This window comes from Cyclobacterium xiamenense (assembly GCF_042140265.1).
Classification (GTDB): Bacteria; Bacteroidota; Bacteroidia; order Cytophagales; family Cyclobacteriaceae; genus Cyclobacterium; species Cyclobacterium xiamenense_A.
Genome location: NZ_CP159481.1, coordinates 1,577,738 through 1,602,781 on the forward strand (window position 1 = coordinate 1,577,738; position 25,044 = coordinate 1,602,781).

The 25,044-nt window shown below is 45.8% G+C and carries 27 protein-coding genes; 4 read left to right on the top strand and 23 right to left on the bottom strand.

Features of this window, described 5'->3' with window-relative positions; genetic code table 11:
• Positions 1–55: 55 nt before the first annotated feature.
• Both ABWH99_RS06750 and ABWH99_RS06755 read left to right on the top strand, forming a co-directional pair.
• A complete protein-coding gene (locus ABWH99_RS06750) occupies positions 56–562 on the top strand; it encodes a Crp/Fnr family transcriptional regulator (protein WP_375585525.1) in 507 nt (168 codons plus the stop codon).
• Positions 563–619: 57 nt separating this feature from the next.
• Positions 620–1,171 (top strand): DinB family protein, encoded by a 552-nt coding sequence (locus ABWH99_RS06755; protein ID WP_375585526.1) that lies wholly within the window; start codon positions 620–622, stop codon positions 1,169–1,171.
• 124 nt (positions 1,172–1,295) lie between these two features.
• Here the strand turns inward: ABWH99_RS06755 and ABWH99_RS06760 are convergent, their stop codons facing one another.
• From ABWH99_RS06760 to ABWH99_RS06780, 5 genes are all read right to left on the bottom strand, one after another.
• Positions 1,296–1,685: a hypothetical protein gene (locus ABWH99_RS06760; protein ID WP_375585527.1), complete on the bottom strand. Its 390-nt coding sequence runs from the start codon at positions 1,683–1,685 to the stop codon at positions 1,296–1,298.
• An 8-nt stretch (positions 1,686–1,693) separates the two neighbouring features.
• A complete protein-coding gene (locus tag ABWH99_RS06765) occupies positions 1,694–2,041 on the bottom strand; it encodes a hypothetical protein (RefSeq protein WP_375585528.1) in 348 nt (115 codons plus the stop codon).
• Positions 2,042–2,352: 311 nt separating this feature from the next.
• Positions 2,353–2,742: a hypothetical protein gene (locus ABWH99_RS06770; RefSeq protein ID WP_375585529.1), complete on the bottom strand. Its 390-nt coding sequence runs from the start codon at positions 2,740–2,742 to the stop codon at positions 2,353–2,355.
• Between the two features lie 6 nt (positions 2,743–2,748).
• Positions 2,749–3,375: a hypothetical protein gene (locus ABWH99_RS06775; protein ID WP_375585530.1), complete on the bottom strand. Its 627-nt coding sequence runs from the start codon at positions 3,373–3,375 to the stop codon at positions 2,749–2,751.
• A 35-nt stretch (positions 3,376–3,410) separates the two neighbouring features.
• Positions 3,411–4,568, bottom strand: a complete 1,158-nt coding sequence (locus ABWH99_RS06780) for a hypothetical protein (protein WP_375585531.1) — start codon at positions 4,566–4,568, stop codon at positions 3,411–3,413.
• Here ABWH99_RS06780 and ABWH99_RS06785 point away from each other — a divergent pair.
• The gene (locus ABWH99_RS06785; RefSeq protein ID WP_375585532.1) at positions 4,552–4,758 is read left to right on the top strand and encodes a hypothetical protein; all 207 of its coding nucleotides are present in this window, start codon (positions 4,552–4,554) and stop codon (positions 4,756–4,758) included. The two genes, ABWH99_RS06780 and ABWH99_RS06785, sit on opposite strands and share 17 nt — an antisense overlap.
• Positions 4,759–4,838: 80 nt before the next feature.
• On the opposite strand, the gene ABWH99_RS06790 is transcribed toward ABWH99_RS06785, so the two are convergent.
• From ABWH99_RS06790 to ABWH99_RS06875, 18 genes are all read right to left on the bottom strand, one after another.
• On the bottom strand, positions 4,839–5,210 hold the full coding sequence (locus ABWH99_RS06790) for a hypothetical protein (protein ID WP_375585533.1): 372 nt from the start codon (positions 5,208–5,210) through the stop codon (positions 4,839–4,841).
• 22 nt (positions 5,211–5,232) lie between these two features.
• A complete protein-coding gene (locus ABWH99_RS06795; RefSeq protein ID WP_375585534.1) occupies positions 5,233–5,757 on the bottom strand; it encodes a hypothetical protein in 525 nt (174 codons plus the stop codon).
• A gap of 6 nt (positions 5,758–5,763) precedes the next feature.
• A complete protein-coding gene (locus tag ABWH99_RS06800) occupies positions 5,764–6,645 on the bottom strand; it encodes an RHS repeat-associated core domain-containing protein (protein ID WP_375585535.1) in 882 nt (293 codons plus the stop codon).
• Between the two features lie 111 nt (positions 6,646–6,756).
• Positions 6,757–7,149 (bottom strand): hypothetical protein, encoded by a 393-nt coding sequence (locus ABWH99_RS06805; RefSeq protein ID WP_375585536.1) that lies wholly within the window; start codon positions 7,147–7,149, stop codon positions 6,757–6,759.
• A 3-nt stretch (positions 7,150–7,152) separates the two neighbouring features.
• Complete coding sequence (locus ABWH99_RS06810) at positions 7,153–7,440, bottom strand: hypothetical protein (protein ID WP_375585537.1); 288 nt, start codon at positions 7,438–7,440, stop codon at positions 7,153–7,155.
• A gap of 63 nt (positions 7,441–7,503) precedes the next feature.
• Positions 7,504–7,680 carry a hypothetical protein gene (locus ABWH99_RS06815; RefSeq protein WP_375585538.1) on the bottom strand — a complete coding sequence of 59 codons (177 nt, stop codon included), beginning with the start codon at positions 7,678–7,680 and terminating at the stop codon, positions 7,504–7,506.
• A gap of 47 nt (positions 7,681–7,727) precedes the next feature.
• Complete coding sequence (locus tag ABWH99_RS06820; protein WP_375585539.1) at positions 7,728–8,141, bottom strand: hypothetical protein; 414 nt, start codon at positions 8,139–8,141, stop codon at positions 7,728–7,730.
• 100 nt (positions 8,142–8,241) lie between these two features.
• A complete protein-coding gene (locus tag ABWH99_RS06825) occupies positions 8,242–9,135 on the bottom strand; it encodes an RHS repeat-associated core domain-containing protein (protein ID WP_375585540.1) in 894 nt (297 codons plus the stop codon).
• Between the two features lie 111 nt (positions 9,136–9,246).
• Positions 9,247–9,630, bottom strand: coding sequence for a hypothetical protein (locus tag ABWH99_RS06830; protein WP_375585541.1), 384 nt, complete (start codon positions 9,628–9,630; stop codon positions 9,247–9,249).
• 722 nt (positions 9,631–10,352) lie between these two features.
• Positions 10,353–11,252 (bottom strand): RHS repeat-associated core domain-containing protein, encoded by a 900-nt coding sequence (locus ABWH99_RS06835; RefSeq protein ID WP_375585542.1) that lies wholly within the window; start codon positions 11,250–11,252, stop codon positions 10,353–10,355.
• A 111-nt stretch (positions 11,253–11,363) separates the two neighbouring features.
• On the bottom strand, positions 11,364–11,747 hold the full coding sequence (locus ABWH99_RS06840; RefSeq protein WP_375585543.1) for a hypothetical protein: 384 nt from the start codon (positions 11,745–11,747) through the stop codon (positions 11,364–11,366).
• A gap of 722 nt (positions 11,748–12,469) precedes the next feature.
• A complete protein-coding gene (locus tag ABWH99_RS06845) occupies positions 12,470–13,381 on the bottom strand; it encodes an RHS repeat-associated core domain-containing protein (protein ID WP_375586552.1) in 912 nt (303 codons plus the stop codon).
• A gap of 99 nt (positions 13,382–13,480) precedes the next feature.
• Positions 13,481–13,852: a hypothetical protein gene (locus ABWH99_RS06850; RefSeq protein ID WP_375585544.1), complete on the bottom strand. Its 372-nt coding sequence runs from the start codon at positions 13,850–13,852 to the stop codon at positions 13,481–13,483.
• A gap of 22 nt (positions 13,853–13,874) precedes the next feature.
• A complete protein-coding gene (locus tag ABWH99_RS06855) occupies positions 13,875–14,402 on the bottom strand; it encodes a hypothetical protein (protein WP_375585545.1) in 528 nt (175 codons plus the stop codon).
• Between the two features lie 6 nt (positions 14,403–14,408).
• On the bottom strand, positions 14,409–15,290 hold the full coding sequence (locus tag ABWH99_RS06860; protein ID WP_375585546.1) for an RHS repeat-associated core domain-containing protein: 882 nt from the start codon (positions 15,288–15,290) through the stop codon (positions 14,409–14,411).
• 111 nt (positions 15,291–15,401) lie between these two features.
• Positions 15,402–15,794, bottom strand: a complete 393-nt coding sequence (locus tag ABWH99_RS06865) for a hypothetical protein (protein WP_375585547.1) — start codon at positions 15,792–15,794, stop codon at positions 15,402–15,404.
• A gap of 3 nt (positions 15,795–15,797) precedes the next feature.
• Positions 15,798–19,952, bottom strand: a complete 4,155-nt coding sequence (locus ABWH99_RS06870; protein WP_375585548.1) for a DUF6443 domain-containing protein — start codon at positions 19,950–19,952, stop codon at positions 15,798–15,800.
• Positions 19,949–23,437 carry a hypothetical protein gene (locus ABWH99_RS06875; protein WP_375585549.1) on the bottom strand — a complete coding sequence of 1,163 codons (3,489 nt, stop codon included), beginning with the start codon at positions 23,435–23,437 and terminating at the stop codon, positions 19,949–19,951. The genes ABWH99_RS06870 and ABWH99_RS06875 overlap by 4 nt, the downstream gene beginning before the upstream one ends.
• Positions 23,438–23,661: 224 nt before the next feature.
• Here ABWH99_RS06875 and ABWH99_RS06880 point away from each other — a divergent pair, with 224 nt between their 5' ends.
• The gene (locus ABWH99_RS06880; RefSeq protein WP_375585550.1) at positions 23,662–23,820 is read left to right on the top strand and encodes a hypothetical protein; all 159 of its coding nucleotides are present in this window, start codon (positions 23,662–23,664) and stop codon (positions 23,818–23,820) included.
• The last annotated feature ends 1,224 nt before the right edge of the window (positions 23,821–25,044 follow it).

Below are 25,044 nucleotides of genomic sequence, written 5' to 3' on the forward strand. Positions count from 1 at the left end.
AGGCCGCTGGGGGGCAGTCTTCCGACGATCCTAACGAAACGAGATCGAATCAGGTATGAAGGAATTGGCAGCACTTTCAGACAAGACCCTGACAGTTTTCAGAAACGATTTCCTGAAAGTGCAGGGTAGCATTGATACCAATTTGTATGTGGTGGAAAGCGGAAGTCTACGCATCTTCGTTTTGGACGGCTGCGAGGAGCGGACGATACGGTTTGGGTATGCGGGAGATGTACTGGTGGCCTTGGATTCCTTTCTGACCGGAAATCCTTCCGGGCTGTTGATACAGGCCCTTAAAAAAACGGTAGTAAAGGTTGTGCGCAAAAAGCAGTGGGATACATTTTTAGAAGCAGCCGAGAACCGCAGCGTATGGTCCCGCATGTTGGAGAATTTGGTCGTTCAGCAACTGGAGCGCGAGGTGGATATCCTGACCGCTTCTCCCAAAGAGCGGTACGAACGCGTGTTAGCCCGCAGTCCCCGCCTGTTTCAGGAAATTCCAGGCCGACACATCGCAAATTACCTACGGATGAGTCCCGAGACCTTATCGCGGCTAAAAAAATCTTGACCTCGATCAAGATGTAGGAAAAATGCCTCTGGTAGCTTTGCAAAAAAAAGAAGAATCATGCAATCAGAGCTATTGATAGACGAGATGTTGGCCCAATCGCGCGCATTTCTCAGGGCGGTGGAAGGGTTAAAACAGCTGGATTGGGATGCCTTGACCTGGAAGGAAAGCCCTGCATCCTGGAACATACTGGAATGTGTGGAACACCTGAATTTGTACGGTGATTTTTACTTGCCTCAGATGGAGCGCAAAATCAACGGGTCCATCGGCAAACCGGACCCGACCTTCAAAAGCGGCCTGCTTGGAAACTACTTTGCGCAAAGCATGGTACCGAAGGAGAAACTGAACAAAATGAAAACCTTTGCCGACAAAAACCCGATCCATGCCGAGCTGGATTTGGGGGTCATACAGCGGTGCATCGATCAGCAGAAGGTATGGATGCGCTTGCTGGAGCAGGCCAGGGGGGTGAGTTTAAACCGGGTAAAAATCCCCACTTCGTTTTCGCGGCTGATCCAACTGAAACTGGGCGATGCGTTTCGGTTTTTTATCAACCACCAACTCCGGCACCTGGCACAAATCGAACGCATCCGGGCGGCCCGGCAGCAAGCCTGAACAGGCCGCCGGCAGGGCAGGCCCCGGCTTGCAGCGAAGGAGCTGCTTCCCGGGCCTTGCCGCCGGATAAGCGGTAGGTACCAGTCAGGGGAGTAGAAAAGAGCTGCCCAAGCGCAAGGCAGGCCTATCCCTCCCTTCCCTGCCTGTTTTTTACAAACGCCGGTATCTCCTTCCAGCCTTCGAAAGGGGCTTTTAGCGTGTCGGGGACGGGATAGTCCCAGAGGATTCGGCTTCTCTTAACATCTGCAATCGGGACCTCTATTAAATAGGTCTTACTTACGGCCTCATTATATCCCTTTGGGTTGTCAGATTTATAATTTACCCCATTGAATTCAAAAGCGAATCGTATTTTCGTACCTTGTCCATATGGTTTGTACGTACTTGTTAAAGTGCCGATGGTATAAGCCTTCGTTAGTGAATTGTAGTAATTTGTATAGATGTAGTCAGTACTATAAACAAGAACGATTACTACGACGACCTTCAACGATATTTCGATAATTTTTTTCTTTTTCATTGAATTATTCATTTCCGTGATGCTGCTTCACCAGCAGCATTTCTCATGGTGCCATTAGTGAGCGATACAATACTTACGACTTTGCCGTTAATTCCTGCGACACCTAACAGATGGGAATACCCAGAATTGAAACCACCCACGGCCAGGTCGATTGATGTTTCCCAAACTGTTTTTTGAGGATTCCCTCCAAAGGAGGTGGTTAAACCGAACTGGTAATCGTAGTCAACTAAGACCTGTGGAACAAAGGCAAATTTACCCATGATTCCAGATATAGCGATATCTGCAAAATCCATTTTTTTGAAATTTTCGTTAAAAAGTAAACTCATTCCCATCTGCAATCCGGCCTCAAATCCCATTCATTGGACGACGCGGCCGTTTGGTCCCTCTACCATTCCCCTACCCAAAGCGGGTGAAGCGGCAGCTGCTACCATGCTGCCGGAAATGCCATAGGTAACCATTTTGCCGATTCCGTCTAAATATGGGCTGTATCCTAAAGCTTGTGCCTGGGTTTCGCTAAAATGCAATTTTCGTCCTCGCTGGTACAAGTCCCGGGCTGCTTGCAGTCCTTCCCGCTAGGCCGTTTGCCCAAGATTACGGTAAACAGGGTTTCGACTCTGAACGATAAGTTGCATACGCAACCCCACCGATATTCCATTTTACCTGCCGGTCAGTCGCCTTCCTTCTTTTTTAAAAACGCCGGTATCTCTTCCCAGCCCTCGTAGGGAGCTTTTAGCGTGTCGGGGACGGGATAGTCCCAAAGGATTCGGCTTCTCTTAATATCTTTAATTGGGACTTCGATAAGAAATTTTTTTTGATCCTTTCTTATTTTGTTGTATCCCAGAGAGTTGTGGGATTTATACAATTGCCCGTAATAGTAGAATGAAAACCTGACGTTCGTTCCCTGTCCATAGGGTTTATAAGTTTCAACTAATTCTCCAATAGTATACGCTTTTACCAAGGAATCATAATAGTTACTAAAGACTTTATCTGCGACGAAAATTACAAGTAAAGCTATAGTAATCTTGATTAAAGTAATTTTCAAATCTTTTTTTTTCATTACTTGCTAGTCTACTGGTGTTGCTGCTTCGGTTACCAACGTTCTCATGCCTCCATTGAATGTAGAAATAATCGTAATTACATTTTTGTCAATTTCTGATGAATCGAGTAACTTTTTATATCCCGAATTGATCCCTCCAAACCCAAAACCCAGCGAAGTATCCCAAATCGTTTTGTCCATTCCTAAACCGATTGAGGTTTTTAACCCGTCTGTATATTTAAAATCGACAAATGATTGTCCTACAAAAGCAAATCTGGAGAATAAACCTGCAAATCCAATATCTGCAATATCGGTGCTTTTTAGGTCTCCGTTAAAAAGCAAACTCATTCCGATCTGCAATCCGGCCTCAAATCCCATTCGTTGGACGACGCGGCCGTTTGGTCCCTCTACCATTCCCCTACCCAAAGCGGGTAAAGCGGCGGCTGCTACCATGCTGCCGGAAATGCCATAGGAAACCATTTTGCCAATTCCTTCCAAATACGGGCTGTATCCTGAAGCCTGTGCCTGGGTTTCGCTAAAATGCAATTTTCGTCCTCGCTGGTACAAGTCCCGGGCTGCCTGCAGTCCTTCCCGATAGGCCGTTTGCTCAAGATTACGGTAAACAGGGTTTCGACTCTGAACGATAAGTTGCATACGCAACCCCACCGATATTCCATTTTACCTGCCGGTCAGTCGCCTTCCTTCTTTTTTACAAACGCCGGTATCTCCTCCCAGCCTTCGTAGGGCGCTTTTAGCGTTTCGGGGACGGGATAGTCCCAAAGGATTCGGCTTTTTTTTAGATTAGTGGTGGGAACTTCTATTAGATATTTTTTACTTGCTAATTTATTGGTTCCTAAATAATTTGATGCATCGTATTTTTTTCCATAATAGGTAAAACTAAAGTCTATAGATGTCCCTTGTCCGTAGATTCGATATGTTTTTTCTAATTCACCCACAACATAATTTTTTTCAAAAGCATCGTACCGATTTTCATACCATTGATTGCCGAAATAAACAAAAACTAGCACCAGTAGTATTTTTATTGTTGTTTTTATAAGTTCCCTATTGTACATTTTTTGACTTTTTTTTATTGTTTCTCCGACTATAATTCTAGAAGATCCATTTATTGATGAAATGACTTTAACAACACTCTTATTAATTTCGGATGTATTTAGCAGTAAGTTGAAGCTTCGGTTATAAGCTCCGATGCCCATATCGATACTTGTTTCGTAAATTGACTTCCTTTTGCCTACTCCAAAGGTCGTAGCGAATCCCTGATCAGGCTTAATATCAATCAAAGCGTTACTTATAAATGCCCATTTTCCAAATAGGCCTGTCATTCCAATGTCAGCAACATCAGATTCACCTAAACGACCATTGAATGTGAAACTCATCCCTGTCTGCAGCGCAGCTTCAATACCCATTCGCTGGACGACGCGGCCGCCGAGTCCCTCTACCATTCCCCTAACCAAAGATGGCGAAGCGGCCGCTGCTACCATGCTGCCGGAAATGCCATAGGAAACCATTTTGCCAATTCCTTCCAAATAAGGGCTGTGTCTTGAAGCCTGTGCCTGGGTTTCGCTAAAATGCAATTTTCGTCCTCGCTGGTACAAGTCCCGGGCTGCTTTCAGTCCTTCCCGGTAGGCCGTTTGCCCCAGGTTGCGGTAAACGGGGTTTCGGCTCTGACGCATAAGCTGCAGTTGGGACTCCAACATCATCCGGTTACTTTGATCCGGCTTGCTGCTCACCGTGACTAAGGGGAGCTGAAATTCAGGACATCCCTCACAGTCTGGAGCAAGGCCCGTGGGGTCTGCAAACACCAAGGGATTATTGAATCCAAATGCCATTGGACTGACGGACGTGTACAGGTCGGAGAGTTTGTCCATGCCCCAAAACCTGCCCAGAACCGGATCGTACATGCGTTGTGGCGTTTGGTACATGCTCAAACGATCCAACCAAAAACTTCCCGCATTAAACTTGTACCTGCTCGCCTGCGGATCTTCCATCCGGTATTCCAGCCCGCTATCGGTAGCCTAGCGAATCCGGAGCTGTCGATCGCCAATGACAAACCAAATCAGCCAACGAGAACTTAGATCGCTTACTAGACACATTGCATTTCAGTCGCCTTCCTTCTTTTTTAAAAACGCCGGTATCTCCTCCCAGCCCTCGTAGGGCGCTTTTAGCGTGTCGGGGACGGGATAGTCAAGTAATATTTTAGCCTTATTGATTTTTTTTATGGGAATTTCCACCAAATAGAACTCGCCTTTCTGGACCGAATAATTCTCTTGAGAACTGGTGTTTGTTAATTTCTCTCCTTGAAATTCGAAATTAAAATTGACAAAAAATCCTTGTCTTAAACCAGTTTTTGTTCCTACTACCCACCCGACCGCATACTTTTTTTCCAACGAATCGTAATTCTTCTGATAATTGTAGGCAATAATTGCCCAAATGATAATAAAAGAAATAGTCTTACCTGTGTTTTTTAACATTTATCCCCTCGCTGTTGCTCGATTAGAGAACCGGAATAAAACGAAAACTGTAAATCCAAAGAGAAACCGTTCCGACCACAAAGGCTAAGGACACTAATCCATATTTCCATTTCTCCTGCTTTGACTTTTTGTCAAACTGCTTGAAGTAGCTAATATATTTATCCTTTTGAAAAACAGTAATATGGCAGATTAAATAGGCAAATACCATACAGACTATAAATGGTAGCAAAGAGGAAAGAATTGGATTTTTGAGTAAACCATTTAGCATATCAAAAATTGCCAGTAGTATTACAAAAACAAGTATCACTAATACTCCTCCGGATAGCATTATTCCAAAACCATATCGCTGATTTGTCCAAATCTTGTTGACAACTTCTTCATGACTTGTGCCCTCATCCTCAAACTTTCTTTTAACTGCCGGTATGTTTCCTAAAAGCATAAAGGGGTTTAGCTTATTAAAAAGCAAATAGCGTTTTTTTTCTAATCTATAAATACAATAATGAACAATGTTCAGAAACAGTTCGATCTTTTTAAGTATCAATTGCATTTTAAATCAGGGTTTGTGAAGATTATTTACCACATTTTCGCCTAAGTGTCCGCCAAGAAAGCTTCCTACGATACCCAATCCAAAGCCACCTATTACTCCTCCTACTACCGCTCCCGGAATTGCTCCTATCCCACCAACCCAAGCCCCTACGAATGCGCCTGTTGCTGCCCCTGCCTGAGCTCCTGCTATGCCTCCCAGAATACTTCCTGCACTACCGGCAGCTGCTATTTGTGCATTATAGCCAAATTGTCCGCCATCCAGTTTATATCCTTCTCTGGCCGAATATATTCCGATTCCGATAGAAACGATTACTGTGGCTTTGCCCGCCAATCTATATGACCTCGCTGCTTGTAAAGCTCCAGCTCTGCTTCCAGTATACTGGTTTCCGCCCCACTTGACCGAATAATACTTTTCGTTTTTGCCAAGCCATAAACCCTGACTTGTTGCCAGTCCTTCAAGTACTCCGTAAAGCCCCCCGGCGGTAGTCAATCCGAGGTTTACTTGATCAAGCGCGTTATTTTCTAGCCTTGAGGTCTCTACATTAACACCGTTACGCATTCCTCGATCGCGGGCCCATTGCCCATTTCCAAACGTGTATTCGGCACCTCCGCGTGACTCATACACCTGCCCCTCGCTTGGATTTTTGACTTCTTCTTCACATTCAGGGCATCTTCCATCGGGGTCATTGTACCCTATCGGGTTGTTCCACATAGCAGCATATGGAGATTTATCCAGTTGTTTTTGGTGATCGGATAGCGGGTCTACCGTCGTCCATCGTCCAACAGTAGGCTCATAAAGTCTCTCACCGAAATCATACAGATCAAGCCGGCCATCGGAGATGAATTCTTTGCCATTAAATCCGTACCTGCTCGCCTGCCGATCTTCCATCCGGTATTCCAGCCCGCTATCGGTAGCCTAGCGAATCCGGAGCTGTCGATCGCCAATGACAAACCAAATCAGCCAACGAGAACTTATATCGCTAACTAGACACATTGCATTTCAGTCGCCTTCCTTCTTTTTTAAAAACGCCGGTATCTCCTCCCAGCCTTCGTAGGGCGCTTTTAGCGTGTCGGGGACGGGATAGTCCCAGAGGATTCGGCTTTTTCTTATATCTTTAATTGGAACTTCGATAAGATAAGTTTTCTGGCCTTTTTTTATTTCATTATTTCCTATTCCATTCTGTGAATTGTTTACTTCCCCTTGAAATGTAAAGGAAAACCTTATTTTTGTTCCTTGTCCATAGGGTTTATAGGTCTTTCCTAATTCACCGATGGTGTAAGCCTTATCCAATGAATTGTAATAATCATTGAATAATCGGTCAGCGATTACGATAACCACCAGGGTAATTTTAATCTTTATAATATTTATGACTATTACTTTTTTTGTCACCATCGTTTATTCTTTTGGTGATGCAGCTTCGCTTACTAGTGTTCTTAATCCTGCATTAGACACTGAAATAAAATTCACAACGCTACTATTAATTTCAGATGTTTTCAGTAGCCAGTTGTATCCTGCGTTAAATCCGCCTACCCCAAAATCAATCGAAGTATCCCATAGTGATTTTTCGTTACCAATTCCAAATATAGTCTTTAAACCTTCCTCTGTTCCATAATCGATCAAGGCTTGCCCGATAAATGCATTTCTTCCAAATAATCCAGCTAGCCCAATATCCGCAAAGTCCATGGTCTCAAGATTCCCACTAAAAACCAAACTCGAACCTATCTGCAATCCGGCCTCAAATCCCATTCATTGGACGACGCGGCCGCCTGGTCCCTCTACCATTCCCCTAAGCAAAGCGGGTGAAGCGGCGGCTGCTACTATGCTGCCGGAAATGCCATAGGTAACCATTTTGCCGATTCCGTCTAAATACGTGCTGTTCCTGGATGCCAGTGCTTCCGATTCGCTGAAGTGCAGCTTTTGCACTCAACCAAAGGGTTCAGAACAAACTTGCCGGAAATTGCTTTTGACTATCATGATTGTATAAAAGGGTAAAACTTTTTAATTAATACTATTTTATCGGAATCAATGGGAAGATCCATGTTTGGGACAAGTAAGCTTGTAACTATAAATTTTTGCCCCCCCTTTAGCCGAATAACAGAATAGTTGTAGCTGTCCCAAGGAAACCACTGCATTCTGTTTTCCGCCAAAGGGTAAGATTCAAACCGTTTTATTAACTCAATGTCCCTGAATGAAAAGCTCAGTGACTCCCCCTTATGATTTAGAGTGATTTTTTGTCCAGTAGGATCATAAAAAAAAATATCTCCCTTGTTCCTCATAAAATAGTTAACGTGAAGGATTAATTGAGGAATAAAAAATACTAAGAATACTACGACTGACAGCTGAACAAATACCAATATATCTTCAGAGCCAAATCTATTAATCATATATATTGGTAATACTGAGAATATCACTAAATATATAAGAATAGTCCAAGCGTTTTTAAAGTGATGATCAAGACATATTTTATAGGTAAACATATTCCTGTTATCTGGGTTTCCAGCCGCTTCTTAAAGCATTTTCAAATAGCCGATAATGTCGGCTTATTTCATCTCTCATAGGCTGTGTCATATTCCAAGCCTTTTCACCTAAGAAAAATAAGCCTCCCACAGCAGCTCCATATGGCCCCCCAAGAAAGTATGCCGCACCTATAGAAGCTCCTGTTCCAGTTAAATGGTAACCATACCTTGCACCACTCAATTCCCCTTGACTATATTGATAAGTATCAATTACCATTCCTGCAACAGTTAATCCAGTTCCAAAATTTGATAACCCTTTTCCAAAATTAGTCAAACCGGTAAGCGGTTTTGTCGCAGATGTCATTGGTTGATTGACAAATAAAGAACGGTTCCGTCCTGTTAATTGATAATTACCACTCAAACCTCTCCTAAACCCCTGCTGATAAAGACTTGTACTCCTGCTTTCTCCCAATAGCCACATTCCTTCACCAGCAAGGCTAGGTATTGTACCAATATCACCCAAACTTGGGCTATTCCTTCCAAAATCACTTTCTCCGTTCCTTGAATCAGTAACAACAACTTCGTCACGAGTTCCTCCTTGCCTGGTCAATTCCCCATTCCCAAAAATATATTCAGCACCTCCCGTGGATGTATAACTCTGATCGTCCGTAGGATCCTTTACATTTTCATCACATTCCGGACATCTTCCATCGGGGTCATTGTACCTTATCGGGTTGTTCCACATAGCAGCATATGGAGATTTATCCAGTTGTTTTTGGTGATCGGATAGCGGGTCTACCGCCGTCCATCGTCCAACAGTAGGCTCATAAAGTCTCTCACCGAAATCATACAGATCAAGCCGGCCATCGGAGATGAATTCTTTGCCATTAAATCCGTACCTGCTCGCCTGCCGATCTTCCATCCGGTATTCCAGCCCGCTATCGGTAGCCTAGCGAATCCGGAGCTGTCGATCGCCAATGACAAACCAAATCAGCCAAGGAGAACTTATATCGCTAACTAGATACATTGCATTTCAGTCGCCTTCCTTCTGTATTAAAAACGCCGGTATCTCTTCCCAGCCCTCGTAGGGAGCTTTTAGCGTGCCGGGGACGGGATAGTCCCAAAGGATTCGGCTTCTGTTGGGTTTTCTAATTGCGACTTCTATCAAATAGGTTCTATTCTCTATATTATTATCTCCCACCGAATTAAAGGAATGCCTTCGTGATCCATTAAAATCAACGGTAAAGCGAATTTGAAAATCTTGGCCATACGGTTTAATGGTATCGCCTAATCTACCCAAAGTACATGTTTTTTTATAGGATTTGTATTTGTCCTGAATAAAGTAGTATGCAATTGCAAGAAACGCAATAACGGCTGCTATTTTTCCGGTAGTGTTGATAAAAGTTTCCTTTTTCATATTCTTTAGTAATCCAACGTAGAGACTTGTCCGACGATAGTTCTAGCTGCGCCATTAAAGGTCAAAATGAAATGTTGCGAATTCATACCTTCTTTCAGCTTTTTCAACGACGCTCGTGTTACATGCTAACCGTGTTAACAGACTAACTGCGCTTCAAAAACCGGATAAAAAAATATTGGGGCATTGCAATACGTTTTAATCAAGGAAGTGGCGGTAAAATACCAAAACTTAAAATCAAAAAGACCATTACAACTACGATAAACGAAAGTGATAATAAACCATATCTTCGCTTCTCCCGGTGTGATAGTCTATCAAACTTTTTGAAGTACCTTATGTATTTTTCATTGCGAAAAACAAACCGATGGCAGATGGAATAGGCTATAAAAAGGCAGACTGCGAACGGGTGCCAGGTAAAATTCAATGGGTAGTCCATTAAACTATTAGCGCCTAAGAAAAGTATCCAAATTATAAAAAAGATAGAGATAGTCAAAACCGCCCCGGATATCATCACCCCAAAACCATATCGTCTATCTGTCCATAACTTATTTCCAAATTCCTTTAAGGTAGTACCTTGTTCTCTAAAATTTTTTTCCACCGCAGGTATTTTCCCTAGAAGTATGAATGGGTTTATCCTATTGGATAGCAAATGAAGCCTGTAATCTAATTTATAGATAAAGTAATGTACAATATTTAACCAAAATTCGATTTTCGTCAACATACGTCTAATTGTTTAATTTAAACCTTGGTTTATGGAGTTCATCAATTGCGGTTTCCCCGATTAGTTCACCAAGATAACTTCCTCCCAATCCCAAACCAAAACCACCTACCACACCACCAATTACTGCTCCCGGAATTGCTCCGACCCCTCCAAAAAAAGAACCTGCTGTTCCACCAATCAACACGCCAGCCTTAGTTCCGGCTATCCCTCCCAAAATGCCTCCTGCACTGCCGGCAACTGCTCTTTGGGCATTATATCCAAATTGTCCACCATCAAGCTGGTATCCATTTACTGTTAGATAGAACCTAATACCAATGGTCCCGATCAACACAGTTTTGCCGGCTAGTCTATATGCTTTCGCAGCTCTCAGGGCTCCAGCTCTGCTTCCAGTATACTGGTTTCCGCCCCACTTGACCGAATAATACTTTTCGTTTTTGCCAAGCCATAAACCCTGACTTGTTGCCAGTCCTTCAAATACTCCGTATAGCCCCCCGGCGGTAGTCAATGCGAGGTTTACTTGATCGAGCGCATCATTTTCTAGCCTTGAGGCCTCTACATTAACACCGTTACGCATTCCTCGATCGCGGGCCCATTGCCCATTTCCAAACGTGTATTCGGCACCTCCGCGTGACTCATACACCTGCTCCTCGCTTGGATTTTTCAGTTCTTCTTCACATTCCGGACATCTTCCATCGGGGTCATTGTACCTTATCGGGTTGTTCCACATAGCAGCATATGGAGATTTATCCAGTTGTTTTTGGTGATCGGATAGCGGGTCTACCGCCGTCCATCGTCCAACAGTAGGCTCATAAAGTCTCTCACCGAAATCATACAGATCAAGCCGGCCATCGGAGATGAATTCTTTGCCATTAAATCCGTACCTGCTCGCCTGCCGATCTTCCATCCGGTATTCCAGCCCGCTATCGGTAGCCTAGCGAATCCGGAGCTGTCGATCGCCAATGACAAACCAAATCAGCCAAGGAGAACTTATATCGCTAACTAGATACATTGCATTTCAGTCGCCTTCCTTCTGTATTAAAAACGCCGGTATCTCTTCCCAGCCCTCGTAGGGAGCTTTTAGCGTGCCGGGGACGGGATAGTCCCAGAGGATTCGGCTTCTGTTGGGTTTTCTAATTGCGACTTCTATCAAATAGGTTCTATTCTCTATATTATTATCTCCCACCGAATTAAAGGAATGCCTTCGTGATCCATTAAAATCAACGGTAAAGCGAATTTGAAAATCTTGGCCATACGGTTTAATGGTATCGCCTAATCTACCCAAAGTACATGTTTTTTTATAGGATTTGTATTTGTCCTGAATAAAGTAGTATGCAATTGCAAGAAACGCAATAACGGCTTCTATTTTTCCGGTAGTGTTGATAAAAGTTTCCTTTTTCATATTCTTTAGTAATCCAACGTAGAGACTTGTCCGACGATAGTTCTAGCTGCGCCATTAAAGGTCAAAATGAAATGTTGCGAATTCATACCTTCTTTCAGCTTTTTCAACGACGCTCGTGTTACATGCTAACCGTGTTAACAGACTAACTCCGCTTCAAAAACCGGATAAAAAAATATTGGGGCATTGCAATACGTTTTAATCAAGGAAGTGGCGGTAAAATACCAAAACTTAAAATCAAAAAGACCATTACAACTACGATAAACGAAAGTGATAATAAACCATATCTTCGCTTCTCCCGGTGTGATAGTCTATCAAACTTTTTGAAGTACCTTATGTATTTTTCATTGCGAAAAACAAACCGATGGCAGATGGAATAGGCTATAAAAAGGCAGACTGCGAACGGGTGCCAGGTAAAATTCAATGGGTAGTCCATTAAACTATTAGCGCCTAAGAAAAGTATCCAAATTATAAAAAAGATAGAGATAGTCAAAACCGCCCCGGATATCATCACCCCAAAACCATATCGTCTATCTGTCCATAACTTATTTCCAAATTCCTTTAAGGTAGTACCTTGTTCTCTAAAATTTTTTTCCACCGCAGGTGTTTTCCCTAGAAGTATGAATGGGTTTATCCTATTGGATAGCAAATGAAGCCTGTAATCTAATTTATAGATAAAGTAATGTACAATATTTAACCAAAATTCGATTTTCGTCAACATACGTCTAATTGTTTAATTTAAACCTTGGTTTATGGAGTTCATCAATTGCGGTTTCCCCGATTAGTTCACCAAGATAACTTCCTCCCAATCCCAAACCAAAACCACCTACCACACCACCAATTACTGCTCCCGGAATTGCTCCGACCCCTCCAAAAAAAGAACCTGCTGTTCCACCAATCAACACGCCAGCCTTAGCTCCGGCTATCCCTCCCAAAATGCCTCCTGCACTGCCGGCAACTGCTCTTTGGGCATTATATCCAAATTGTCCACCATCAAGCTGGTATCCATTTACTGTTAGATAGAACCTAATACCAACGGTCCCGATCAACACAGTTTTGCCGGCTAGTCTATATGCTTTCGAAGCTCTCAGGGCTCCAGCTCTGCTTCCAGTATACTGGTTTCCGCCCCACTTGACCGAATAATACTTTTCGTTTTTGCCAAGCCATAAACCCTGACTTGTTGCCAGTCCTTCAAATACTCCGTATAGCCCCCCGGCGGTAGTCAATGCGAGGTTTACTTGATCGAGCGCATCATTTTCTAGCCTTGAGGCCTCTACATTAACACCGTTACGCATTCCTCGATCGCGGGCCCATTGCCCATTTCCAAACGTGTATTCGGCACCTCCGCGTGACTCATACACCTGCTCCTCGCTTGGATTTTTCAGTTCTTCTTCACATTCCGGACATCTTCCATCGGGGTCATTGTACCTTATCGGGTTGTTCCACATAGCAGCATATGGAGATTTATCCAATTGTTTTTGGTGATCGGATAGCGGGTCTACTGTCGTCCATCGTCCAACAGTAGGCTCATAAAGTCTCGCACCGAAATCATACAGATCAAGCCGGCCATCGGAGATGAATTCTTTGCCATTAAATCCGTACCTGCTCGCCTGCCGATCTTCTATCCGGTATTCCAGCCTGCTATAGGTAGCCTATCGAATCCGGAGCTGTCGATCGCCAATGACAAACCAAATCAGCCAACGAGAACTTATATCGCTAACTAGATACATTGCATTTCAGTCGCCTTCCTTCTTTTTTAAAAACGCCGGTATCTCCTTCCAGCCTTCGAAAGGGGCTTTTAGCGTGTCGGGAACGGGATAGTCAAGTAATATTTTAGCCTTATTGATTTTTTTTATGGGAATTTCCACCAAATAGAACTCGCCTTTCTGGACCGAATAATTCTCTTGAGAACTGGTGTTTGTTAATTTCTCTCCTTGAAATTCGAAATTAAAATTGACATAAAATCCTTGCCTTAAACCAGTTTTTTTTCCTACTACCCACCCGACCGCATACTTTTTCTCCAATGAATCGTAATTCTTCTGATAATAATAGGCAATAATTGCCCAAATGATAATAAAAGAAATAGTCTTACCGGTGTTTTTTAACATTTATCGCCTCGCTGTTGCTCGATTAGAGAACCGGAATAAAACGAAAACTGTAAATCCAAAGAGAAACCGTTCCGACCACAAAGGCTAAGGACACTAACCCATATTTCCATTTCTCCTGCTTTGACTTTTTGTCAAACTGCTTGAAGTAGCTAATATATTTATCCTTTTGAAAAACAGTAATATGGCAGATAATGTAACTTAATACAGAACAGCTCACAAAAAGTTGCCGCCATGAAAGTTTAATTGGGTAGTTCAATAGACCATTCATAATCTCATTAACCGAAAAAATCATTAAAAAAATAATTATTACTAAACCTCCTCCGGATAGCATTATTCCAAAACCATATCGCTGATTTGTCCAAATCTTGTTGACAACTTCTTCATGACTTGTGCCCTCATCCTCAAACTTTCTTTTAACTGCCGGTATTTTTCCTAAAAGCATAAAGGGGTTTAGCTTATTAAAAAGCAAATAGCGTTTTTTTTCTAATCTATAAATACAATAATGAACAATGTTCAGAAACAGTTCGATCTTTTTAAGTATCAATTGCATTTTAAATCAGGGTTTGTGAAGATTATTTACCACATTTTCGCCTAAGTGTCCGCCAAGAAAGCTTCCTACGATACCCAATCCAAAGCCACCTATTACTCCTCCTACTACCGCTCCCGGAATTGCTCCTATCCCACCAACCCAAGCCCCTACGAATGCGCCTGTTGCTGCCCCTGCCTGAACTCCTGCTATGCCTCCCAGAATACTTCCTGTACTACCGGCAGCTTCTCTTTGTGCATTATAGCCAAATTGTCCGCCATCAAGCTCAATTCCTTCTATCGTTGAATAAACGCCAACTAATCCCGATAAAGCGACTGTGAATCTTCCCGCCAATTTGTAGGCTTTCGCAGCTCTCAAGGCTCCAGCTCTGCTTCCAGTATACTGGTTTCCGCCCCACTTGACCGAATAATACTTTTCGTTTTTGCCAAGCCATAAACCCTGACTTGTTGCCAGTCCTTCAAGTACTCCGTAAAGCCCCCCGGCGGTAGTCAATGCGAAGTCTACTTGATCGAGCGCATTATTTTCTAGCCCTGAGGCCTCTACATTAACACCGTTAAGCATCCCTCCATCGCGGGTCCATTGCCCATTTCCAAACGTGTATTCGGCACCTCCGCGTGACACATACACCTGCCCCTCGCTTGGATTTTTGACTTCTTCTTCACATTCAGGGCATCTTCCATCGGGGTCATTGTACCCTATCGGGTTGTTCCACATAGCAGCATATGGAGATTTATCCAGTTGTTTTTGGTGATCGGATAGCGGGTCTACCGTCGTCCATCGTCCAACAGTAGGCTCATAAAGTCTCTCACCGAAATCATACAGATCAAGCCGGCCATCGGAGATGAATTCTTTGCCATTAAATCCGTACCTGCTCGCCTGCCGATCTTCCATCCGGTATTCCAGCCCGCTATCGGTAGCCTAGCGAATCCGGAGCTGTCGATCGCCAATGACAAACCAAATCAGCCAACGAGAACTTATATCGCTAACTAGACACATTGCATTTCAGTCGCCTTCCTTCTTTTTTAAAAACGCCGGTATCTCCTCCCAGCCCTCGTAGGGAGCTTTTAGCGTGTCGGGGACGGGATAGTCCCAGAGGATTCGGCTTTTTCTTATATCTTTAATTGGAACTTCGATAAGATAAGTTTTCTGGCCTTTTTTTATTTCATTATTTCCTATTCCATTCTGTGAATTGTTTACTTCCCCTTGAAATGTAAAGGAAAACCTTATTTTTGTTCCTTGTCCATAGGGTTTATAGGTCTTTCCTAATTCACCGATGGTGTAAGCCTTATCCAATGAATTGTAATAATCATTGAATAATCGGTCAGCGATTACGATAACCACCAGGGTAATTGTAATCTTTATAATATTTATGACTATTACTTTTTTTGTCACCATCGTTTATTCTTTTGGTGATGCAGCTTCGCTTACTAGTGTTCTTAATCCTGCATTAGACACTGAAATAAAATTCACAACGCTACTATTAATTTCAGATGTTTTAAGTAGCCAGTTGTATCCCGCGTTAAATCCGCCTACCCCAAAATCAATCGAAGTATCCCATAGTGATTTTTCGTTACCAATTCCAAATATAGTCTTTAAACCTTCCTCAGATTGATAATCAATTAAGGCTTGCCCTATGAATGCATTTCTTCCAAATAATCCAGCTAACCCAATATCTGCGAAATCCATGGTCTCAAGATTTCCACTAAAAACCAAACTCGTACTTATCTGTACCCCAGTTTCAATCCCCATTCGCTGGACGACGCGGCCGCCGAGTCCCTCTACCATTCCCCTAACCAAAGATGGCGAAGCGGCCGCTGCTACCATGCTGCCGGAAATGCCATAGGAAACCATTTTGCCAATTCCTTCCAAATAAGGGCTGTATCTTGAAGCCTGTGCCTGGGTTTCGCTAAAATGCAATTTTCGTCCTCGCTGGTACAAGTCCCGGGCTGCTTTCAGTCCTTCCCGATAGGCCGTTTGCCCCAGGTTGCGGTAAACGGGGTTTCGGCTCTGACGCATAAGCTGCAGTTGGGACTCCAACATCATCCGGTTACTTTGATCCGGCTTGCTGCTCACCGTGACTAAGGGGAGCTGAAATTCAGGACATCCCTCACAGTCTGGAGCAAGGCCCGTGGGGTCTGCAAACATCAAGGGATTATTGAATCCAAATGCCATTGGACTGACGGACGTGTACAGGTCGGAGAGTTTGTCCATGCCCCAAAACCTGCCCAGAACCGGATCGTACATGCGTTGTGGCGTTTGGTACATGCTCAAACGATCCAACCAAAAACTTCCCGCATTAAACTTGTACCTGCTCGCCTGCCGATCTTCCATCCGGTATTCCAGCCCGCTAAGCGCTAGTCCCCAGGGGTCGTAATGGTCTTCCTGTACCAACTTAGGACTCCAGGTTTGTACCCGAAAGTCGTCAAACCAGACATCGGTCTCGGTCTCGTTGACCAAAAAGGCTTCCAGATAACCATCCTTCTCAATATAAAAATTTACCTCCAAAAATTCGTGTTTTCCCGCTGCTTTTTTTGACAAGGTCCTTTTTTCCTGACGGTACAGCTTTCCCTGACTATCGTATAGCACATACAAAAGATAGGCCTCGGGTACCGATTTGCGCTGTAAGGACTGGATCAACAGGTCCGCCAGCGAAAGCCACAGCACGGGATTACCGGCTGCCGCAGGAGCATTCCTGAATTCGGTCAGGCGGTCCAGCAGTTGGGTTTTCGCGCCACTGGCGATAAAGGCTTCCGGTTTTACCGACAAGGCGCGCCGATCCCGGTATTTGCCGTGGACCGAGAGCCGTACCTGCTCCCCAATCGCCACCGATTGCCTTCTGGCAGGGCCTAAAATTCTCCCCCGGCCGGCATTTAGCCAGGCGGAATGACTGCCTCCGGGCGTGCTGTTGTGTTCGATACCGGCCTGCCGGGTTTGCTGTATGCCTTCAAAGTTTTTACCTTCCTCGCCACTTTTTGCCGGTTCCATGCTGGCCGTGACAGTGGTGGATACGGGTGCGCGGAGCACCTGACGTACATTTCCCAAGTGATCCCGAACAAAAAACTCCGGAACCCATTTCCTGTTTTCCCAAACCAACCTGCCTTCCCGATGTAGCAGCTCACCGGGTTTGCCATTGATCGATACCAGGTCTCCCAGCCGATCGGTACGTTGTGTTGGATTTCCGGGTTTTTCCAGTTTCCGGTAGAGCAGTTGTCCTTCTGCCGAATAGGCGAATTGTAGTTTTTCACCGGAGTCCAATACCATCTCCTCGGGAAGATCCAAGTGGTTGTACCGAATGCGTTGAATACCTTTGTAAGGATTGGCTGTAAGGTTTCCATTGGCATCGTATTGGTAAATTCCTTTGGCAGGAGCGGAGCTAAAATCCCTCGCAGTAAAGTCGGCATCCGGAATGGCATCGCTGATGCTTTTCAAACGATTGCTATGGGACGCATAGTGATAGCGGAGCCGGTCCACTTCCCCAAAGCTGTTTTGCCCCTGTTGATTGTTACGGGTAAGGGCAAGGAGGTTACCATTGGTGTCGTACTGCAGGTTCTGAAGGCTGTATCGGCCGTTTTCGGCGTTTTTGCCGGGAACGGTATAAGCAGCGGCTGCAAGACGGCCGGCCGGATCGTAGTCAAAGCGGTAGGTTCGACGTTGTTGGTCGCGTCCGCTCCAGGCCATTTCGGAGATGTTGCCATTGTGTAGTGGCTGCGTGCCGGTCTCATAGGATAGGTTCAGGAGAAACAAACCGGGGTCCGGGCTTTCGGGATGGATGGCAGTGGTCCATCCCCGTATGTGTCGCTGATAGCGAAACGATGCCAGGCCGCCTGGGTTCGTTTTCTCCAATTGGCCGGTCAATCCATAGGAATAGGATGCCAGCAGGGTTTCCGGCTGTTTTCCCAGGCGCCGGTACACCGCGCTGAGGTAGCCTTCGGGACTATAGTGGTACCGATCGGTATAGTCCAAGGACACCGCACCCCGTAGTTGGGTTTTCGTTTCGAGGGGCCTGCTTCTGAAGTCGTATTTGAATAATGTTTCGATTTGCCCGCCCAAGTGGTTTTCCGCTAGGGTAAGCACTTCCCGGCCCCATTCGTCGTAATGCACAACCGATTCCATTAATTTCCCAGAAGCCATATTTTTGACCATTTTTCCCGTGAGTAGTCCGGTAGCGGGTAGGGAGCTGGTGCCGATTCCTTTTTCCCGAAATGCTTTTGTGTTGTTGAGGTAGTCGTCGTAAAAGTACTGAATGAGAATTTCGCCCGCTTCCCGGGGGAAGGTTTTGGAGGGATGGGGTTGCTCCGGCGATACATGGATGCCGGTAGGTATTGTTCGAGAGCTTTGTGCCGGAAACGAGAATCCAGGAGCTAGTTCAGGAGGTTGAACGGAGGGGAACTGTTGCTGCCAGTTAAAGGAGGCTGCAGGACTGGTTTGTCCGAACGTGAGTTTGCCCGCGTTGGTCTTGGTGGGTAGATTCCGAATGCTTTCTACATCCAATTGGTTTTGCAGGGCTACCCGGTTTCTCCTGTCGGAAACCAGTCCTGCCTGTACCGGACGGTTGTGTGCGTCATAGATCGTGTACCGCCATTGGCCGGCTATTTTCAGGTTGCCATCCCGATGCCCAACCAGTCGGTCGCGTTGGTCGTAGAGGAATTCTTCTCTTTCCTTACCCGGGCTTTTCTTTTCGATCAAACGTTTTTTGCCGTCAAATCGGTAGAGGAAATACAGCTCATCGACCAACCCGGGTTCCCGGGACCGCTGCCAGTTTCCCGCCAGGATTTCCACTGCTTTAGGGGGGAGTACCACCCGTAAATCGCCCGGTACATCAAATACATAATAGGTACAGTGCCATCCCGCATGGGATGTAGAAGGATTTGGTAAAGCCTGGGTTTTTTTCAGGATTACCCGATCGAGTTTATCGGTGTAAATGAGGCTACGCATTCCTTGTTCGTCGATAATCATGCGAACCCATAGCTCGCCCGCAGCATGTACTCCCTTGGTCAAAGGTAGCCCATCAGGTGCCACGGTCCACATGCGGACCTGTTCTTCGGCCCGGTTGGGTCGCTCGTGAAAGGTTGTTTCCCGTCCGGATCCGGGTCGCCAGGCTCTGCCGGGAGGAGAAATGGACTGCGGGGATCGGAGTGCCGAAGGCTGGTACACGATTTCCCGATAACCAAATGGATCTCCGGATTGAGTTTTCCGGTAGTATGCAGCATGTTCGTCTTCAAAGTCCGGACGAAAGGCGCCGGGGTTTGGGGAGCCGGTGATGGGGTAGGGTAGGTATTCCCGATCGGGCCTCCCAAAACCGTCGTAATGCCGGGGCTGCACGATATCCCCGCCTCCGGGAGAGGCGCCTTGTTCGACGGCTTGTAGTTCCCGCCCCAGTCCGTCCAGGTACAGGATGGACTGCCGGAGCGAAGGGGAGTCCGATAACGCAGAGACTTCTCTCTCCGGTGTTTCGGGACGAATGGTACGAACGCTGTTTTCCTGAGCAAGTGCTTGCTTGCTCCTACAAAAAAGCATCAACAGCAGGGTCAGATACATAGAGGTGGTTTTCATGGCTTTGCCTGGGTTTGAGCTTGAAAGGTATAGACGTAGTGTTCCAAGATATCCCGATCCGCGTTTCGGATGGTCGCTAGTCGGCCCATTCCGTCGTAATCGAAGTAATGGGTATGGTGCCGCTGGTCGGTTTTGCTGCTCATACCGAGCAGGGGTTCATGGGTATAGGTCTCCATAAATGCGTCTGCAGGATGAAGCCGCACTTCATCCACCAGCACTCCAGTCCCTGTAATGGAAATCTTGGATGTGGTGATTTTCCGTTGGATCAACTGCCATTCATCGGTCAATACCTCCGTTTCGCCCATAAACGCCCAGCTTCCAGAAGCACCCCTATGTGCTTTTTTTGCCCAAAAAGAAAGTATGAAGACGCGGTCTTTTGAAGCCGGGATACCGGATTTGAGGATGGCTCCCGATTCCAAATGATACAGTTTTTGCCCGGTTTTGGCAGGCTGGATGGCTTGAGGTTCTCCACTAAAGGACCATCCGCCCTTGTCTGCCGTTTCGAAGGATGTATAGGCAATTTCTTCCACGGACGCATTTTGCACGGACGCCGCCATCCAGTTTCCCTGCTCAAACCAGAGAAAACTTTGCACCGGACCGGTGCGTGTTTTTTGCTCCAGGATATTACCGAAGCGATCGTACGACAAGATCCTGAGCTCTTCGTAGCCGGGTTGGTCCGAATGCTTTTTCAACAGCGCAATTGGCAGCGATCTCCCGTGGTACCTTTTCAACTGTACCTGTTGCTGTTCGAGCAGTTGTCCGCCCGTTTTTTTACGTTGGCCCAGAGTGGGGACGATTCGATTGGCTTCGATCAGGTCGGTGAGTACCGACGGCTCCGGGGAGGTATTCAGGGAGGCTGGTAGATTGAAGGCATAATAATACTCTTCTTCGATGCTGTTGTTTGCGCCAAGTAAATGGGTCGTTTTTATGGGTAATAGGTAGTTTTCGTCATAGGTTAGGATGCTGGTTTTTTCAAAAGAAGCACCCGATAGGATATCGTACCGGATCTCTTTTATTGTCACGCGAGGGTTCCAGACTGTGGTATTGAAGTATTTCAAAAAGCGGACATCCCGACATCCATAGGTGTTGTATCCCATGCAGAAAAATCTAAAGTTTACATGAGAGACCCGCTCTGACGGTTGGTAGGTGTACACCTTTTCCAGCGATTTTTGAAAACTGTCCTCCGCTTGCACGTAATAAACTTCTTTTTTGGGAACACCCCGTTTGGCAGCGCTGCTGTTAATAATCCCAAAGGGGGAAATATAGCTGGTTTGATCGGGAAAATCCGCTGGGGACAAGTACTCGAAATCCGTACGTAGGATTTCCCCCGCTTCGTTTTTCCGGATTTCTTTGACGTTGGCATAGCCAAAGAAATCCGCGCTTTCCGACAAAGGAACCTGGGAGTAGGACCGTAATTCAAATTTCAGGCAATGCTCGAGAACAATATCGTTTCTATTTGGTATTTTGCGCGTAAAGGTATTAAAGATGGTGAAGTCGTATTTCGGGAAGGTCGCCAATGAACCGGAGGTTTGGTTGGTCTGGGGTTGCTCGTAATGATATTCAACCGTTTCCGTTCGGTTGCCAAAATCTTTGGTAATGGATTTAACTCGCAACCCACCGGTGCTCACCTCTTTTCGCCAGGTTTCCTGCTGTTTTGGAGGGTTTTTTCGTCCGAAAACCGTAGCTGAAAATCCAGAAACCAGCTGCGACGGCCCATCCAGGTGCAGTTCGTACCGGGTTCCTGCTTTCAGCCAGACGTTGCCGGAAACGGTACCGTCCTGGATCGTATTGGAAAGCAGACTTATAAAGGATTTGTCTGCATGGGAGTACAGGTATACGTCCACGGAACCTCGACAGTCTTTGTCCCGTCCGTCGCAATCCACCAAACCGTTCAGTTGAACACGGTATTGGATCAACTTGAGTGTATCCACTTCGGATTCTTGCGGTTCCACCTGAAAGATCGCTTTCCGACGTTGGCTGTTTACCGATACGGAATAGGTAGGTTGATCCGCCTCCAGAGTTACCGGGCTGAAAAAATTGTAGTAATCTCCCGAACGAACCAGCGCGGTATTGCTTTCCATTTCGTAGCGAATGCTGCCTCCAGTAGGGTAGGAAGTCTTTTTCAGGGTACCTGTGAGGGCGTATTTAGGCACGACCAGCCGGTTGGCATTGGCTTTTCGAAACCTCATGTATTGGGGGATTAGGCTCTCATTAACTGTTCCGTTATAAAAACCCCAGTGGTCCTGGGAATTGGAAAAAAAATGAGGCAGTACGTCACCCTGATATTCGAAACGATAGTCCAGGGAAGGGTTTGTCGTGTTTTCTGTCACCTGTATGAGACGAAGTCTTTTTGTGGGGGTGGCTTTTTTGATAGGATCCGGCAGGCGGGTGTATTTCGAAGACAGGTTGGATTGGTAGTAATCGTGTTCAAACACAAACGATTTGATTAGCCGACCCTTGGTATTGATCACTTTGACCCCGGTTAGCCTGCTGGAATTGGCATCCTTCCGGTCATTTTTACTTTCAATGTGGATTTCGCCCAGTCCAAATTGAATCGATTGTAACTGTTTTCCCCGAACAGTTACTTCAAAAAAGCCATCGGTAATCCGGTCGTTTTCGCATATGCCGCGGCCGGAACTACCTGCTAGGAAATAGGAGGCAGACTGAGAGGATCGCGTATAGTAAGTTGCTGTATAGGACTCGTAAGTGAAGCGTATCTCCCGGCCACTGTAGGTGATAATTTTACTTAGATGCCAGGCCGATAGGTAGTTGGAACGATAGGGTACCGTCTTGAAATCGGAAATATCTTCTGTGCTGGTTCGCTCCCGTTCTTCGAAAATGTACAGGTTGCCGTTTCCGTCCCATACATTCCAGCGAACGATGTCCCGGTTTACCTGCTCAAATTGAATCTTTAAGTAGCTGGCATTCAAAAAGGATACGTTTCCATCTTTTCCAAGCACAAATTTTCCAGCATAGTTGCCAAAGGCGAAATGAAAGATATCCTGCTCAAAATCGATGGTTCCATTCTGTGCGCGGTGATAATAGTCCATCCTTTCGGCAGCCGAGAGCCGGTCGAATCTTATTTCCTGATTGATGTAGCCACTGCCCGAGCCTGTTTGTTCGTCTGGAAGTCCCTTTAGGGTTCGGCTGATGCTTCCTCCGGCATTCAGGGCCCATCCCAGTCCTGCCCATCCCGCTCTTTCTTCCACCCGGATCCCTCCGGCGTGGTACTGCAAGGCAATCGGTATTTCCAGATCCTGTTCCACAAGCGTGTAGAGAGGTAGCTGTATGTCCGGTATTCCGGAATAGTGGGATACCCGGGTATCGGCGAATTTGGCCAGAGCGCTCACTTCAGGAGAAGGCGGTACGACTTGGGCCCGAAAGGTCATGTCTTGTGCGCTCGTATAGGCATACAGTGTGGCAAATAGAATGGACAGGAAAAAACGTATCCACCCCTGTTGGTTGCATTTGAAGTCTGTTTTCATGGGAAAAAGCTTTAGGGTTTAAAAATCATTGGTATCTCCGGCCTGACGCCGAACGAGTTGTACGGTGAAAGCTGCGTTTTCTTACTGCACGGGGAGTCTCCGGGTGGAGGTATTCCCAGATAGCAGTCCTTCCGCCACGGTCGTTTGCAGCAGTCGGCTAGTATCGCTTGATACTGATTCCTTTATTGGCTGCTGGATCTGGCGGTAGACAAAAAACCGATGCGATGATCAAAAACGAGGAGGGCTCGCACGAAAACGGCTTTTCGGCAGAGCTAATGGGCGATCGCAACGGTAGCTTGGGTGCCCTGGCGGGACACTGCCCGGCACAACCCTGGCGCAGGGCTGCGATTAAAAGACGGGTACATGCCGGGACCACCCCGTGAGTGCGACCTGCTGTTTTTTACGTGAGTAGCGTTTAATTCCGCCACCTTACCGCACAAGAAAGAGCGGTTGGGAGCTTCCAATCTTTTGTTGGTGGATGAGTAATAGTAAACCGAACGTTGGCGAGGCCCGACTATTTTCGTAGTGGCTTCGGTTCTTGGCCAAAGGCATAAGAGCCTTTCCGGCGCGATCAAAAAAGGTTTCATACGCAAAAGGCATTCGTCAAGTAAACACGTAGGGATGCCGAATTCCTGTGTACAGGGGAAACACAAGCTCGATGAAACGAAAACCTTTAAGCACTGCGGTGTAAACGAAATTCAAAAAGTCACCAGGGACTGAAACGACACCTAAAGGTTAATAGTTGGTAAATTTGGTTTTGATAAAAGCTGTATACTGTCAACAGTTTTCGGCGTTGAAGTTTTTTGAGAAACCTTTTTGCCACAACCAATAGGAACTTCTTAAGCAAAAAGGACCCGCGACAAAACACGATGTCAGCAACAAAAACAAGCCGGTCAACGCTAATTTTGACCGTTTACAGAAGTGAATATAGGTATTTTTTATAATCATCCAAATTTTTTGATGGATAAATTATTTAATTCCACGTGAATATAGTGTGTAAACGTTAGCGCATACGTGAGGTGCTGGAATCACTAACTTGCAGATTAGCGTGTTTTTGGGTACGGTTTCGCAATTTTTAGTTCCTGGCTTCCGTGACCGATTTTCATCGGCTTGATGAAGGCAGGTACGCTTGCGTATTATTTCCTAAAAAGGGCACTTTTGGTAGGACTTCCGCTCAACTAGCTACTCGACTTGTTTTCGATAGGCTTTCTGGAGACGAAATGGTAGCATCCTGCGATCCGCATGCATTCAAAAAGAGCGTTACCTGCCAACAGATGCATTCAACATGCGATCCACTGATTTGCTTCCTGCTTAGCTGGAGCAGGTACCCAAAGGCTTGCAGGCGGCTTTTGAGGCGTTGCACGATCCTGAAATGCTACGCAAACATTCCGCTTCTATACGGCGGTAGCCTCCGTATTCAGCAGCAGGATTGAGGGAGCGGATGGTAAACTGCACCGCTACACCAAACACAAAAAATTCGGCATTGAGTTTTTGCCAGACTACTACACCAAACCTATTTCGAGCACATCCGCCTGTTGGGGCTTGAATACCCGGATTTAGATGACAAACACCCGTCGCCCGTTCTGCCGATGCTTCCAAACGCAGTA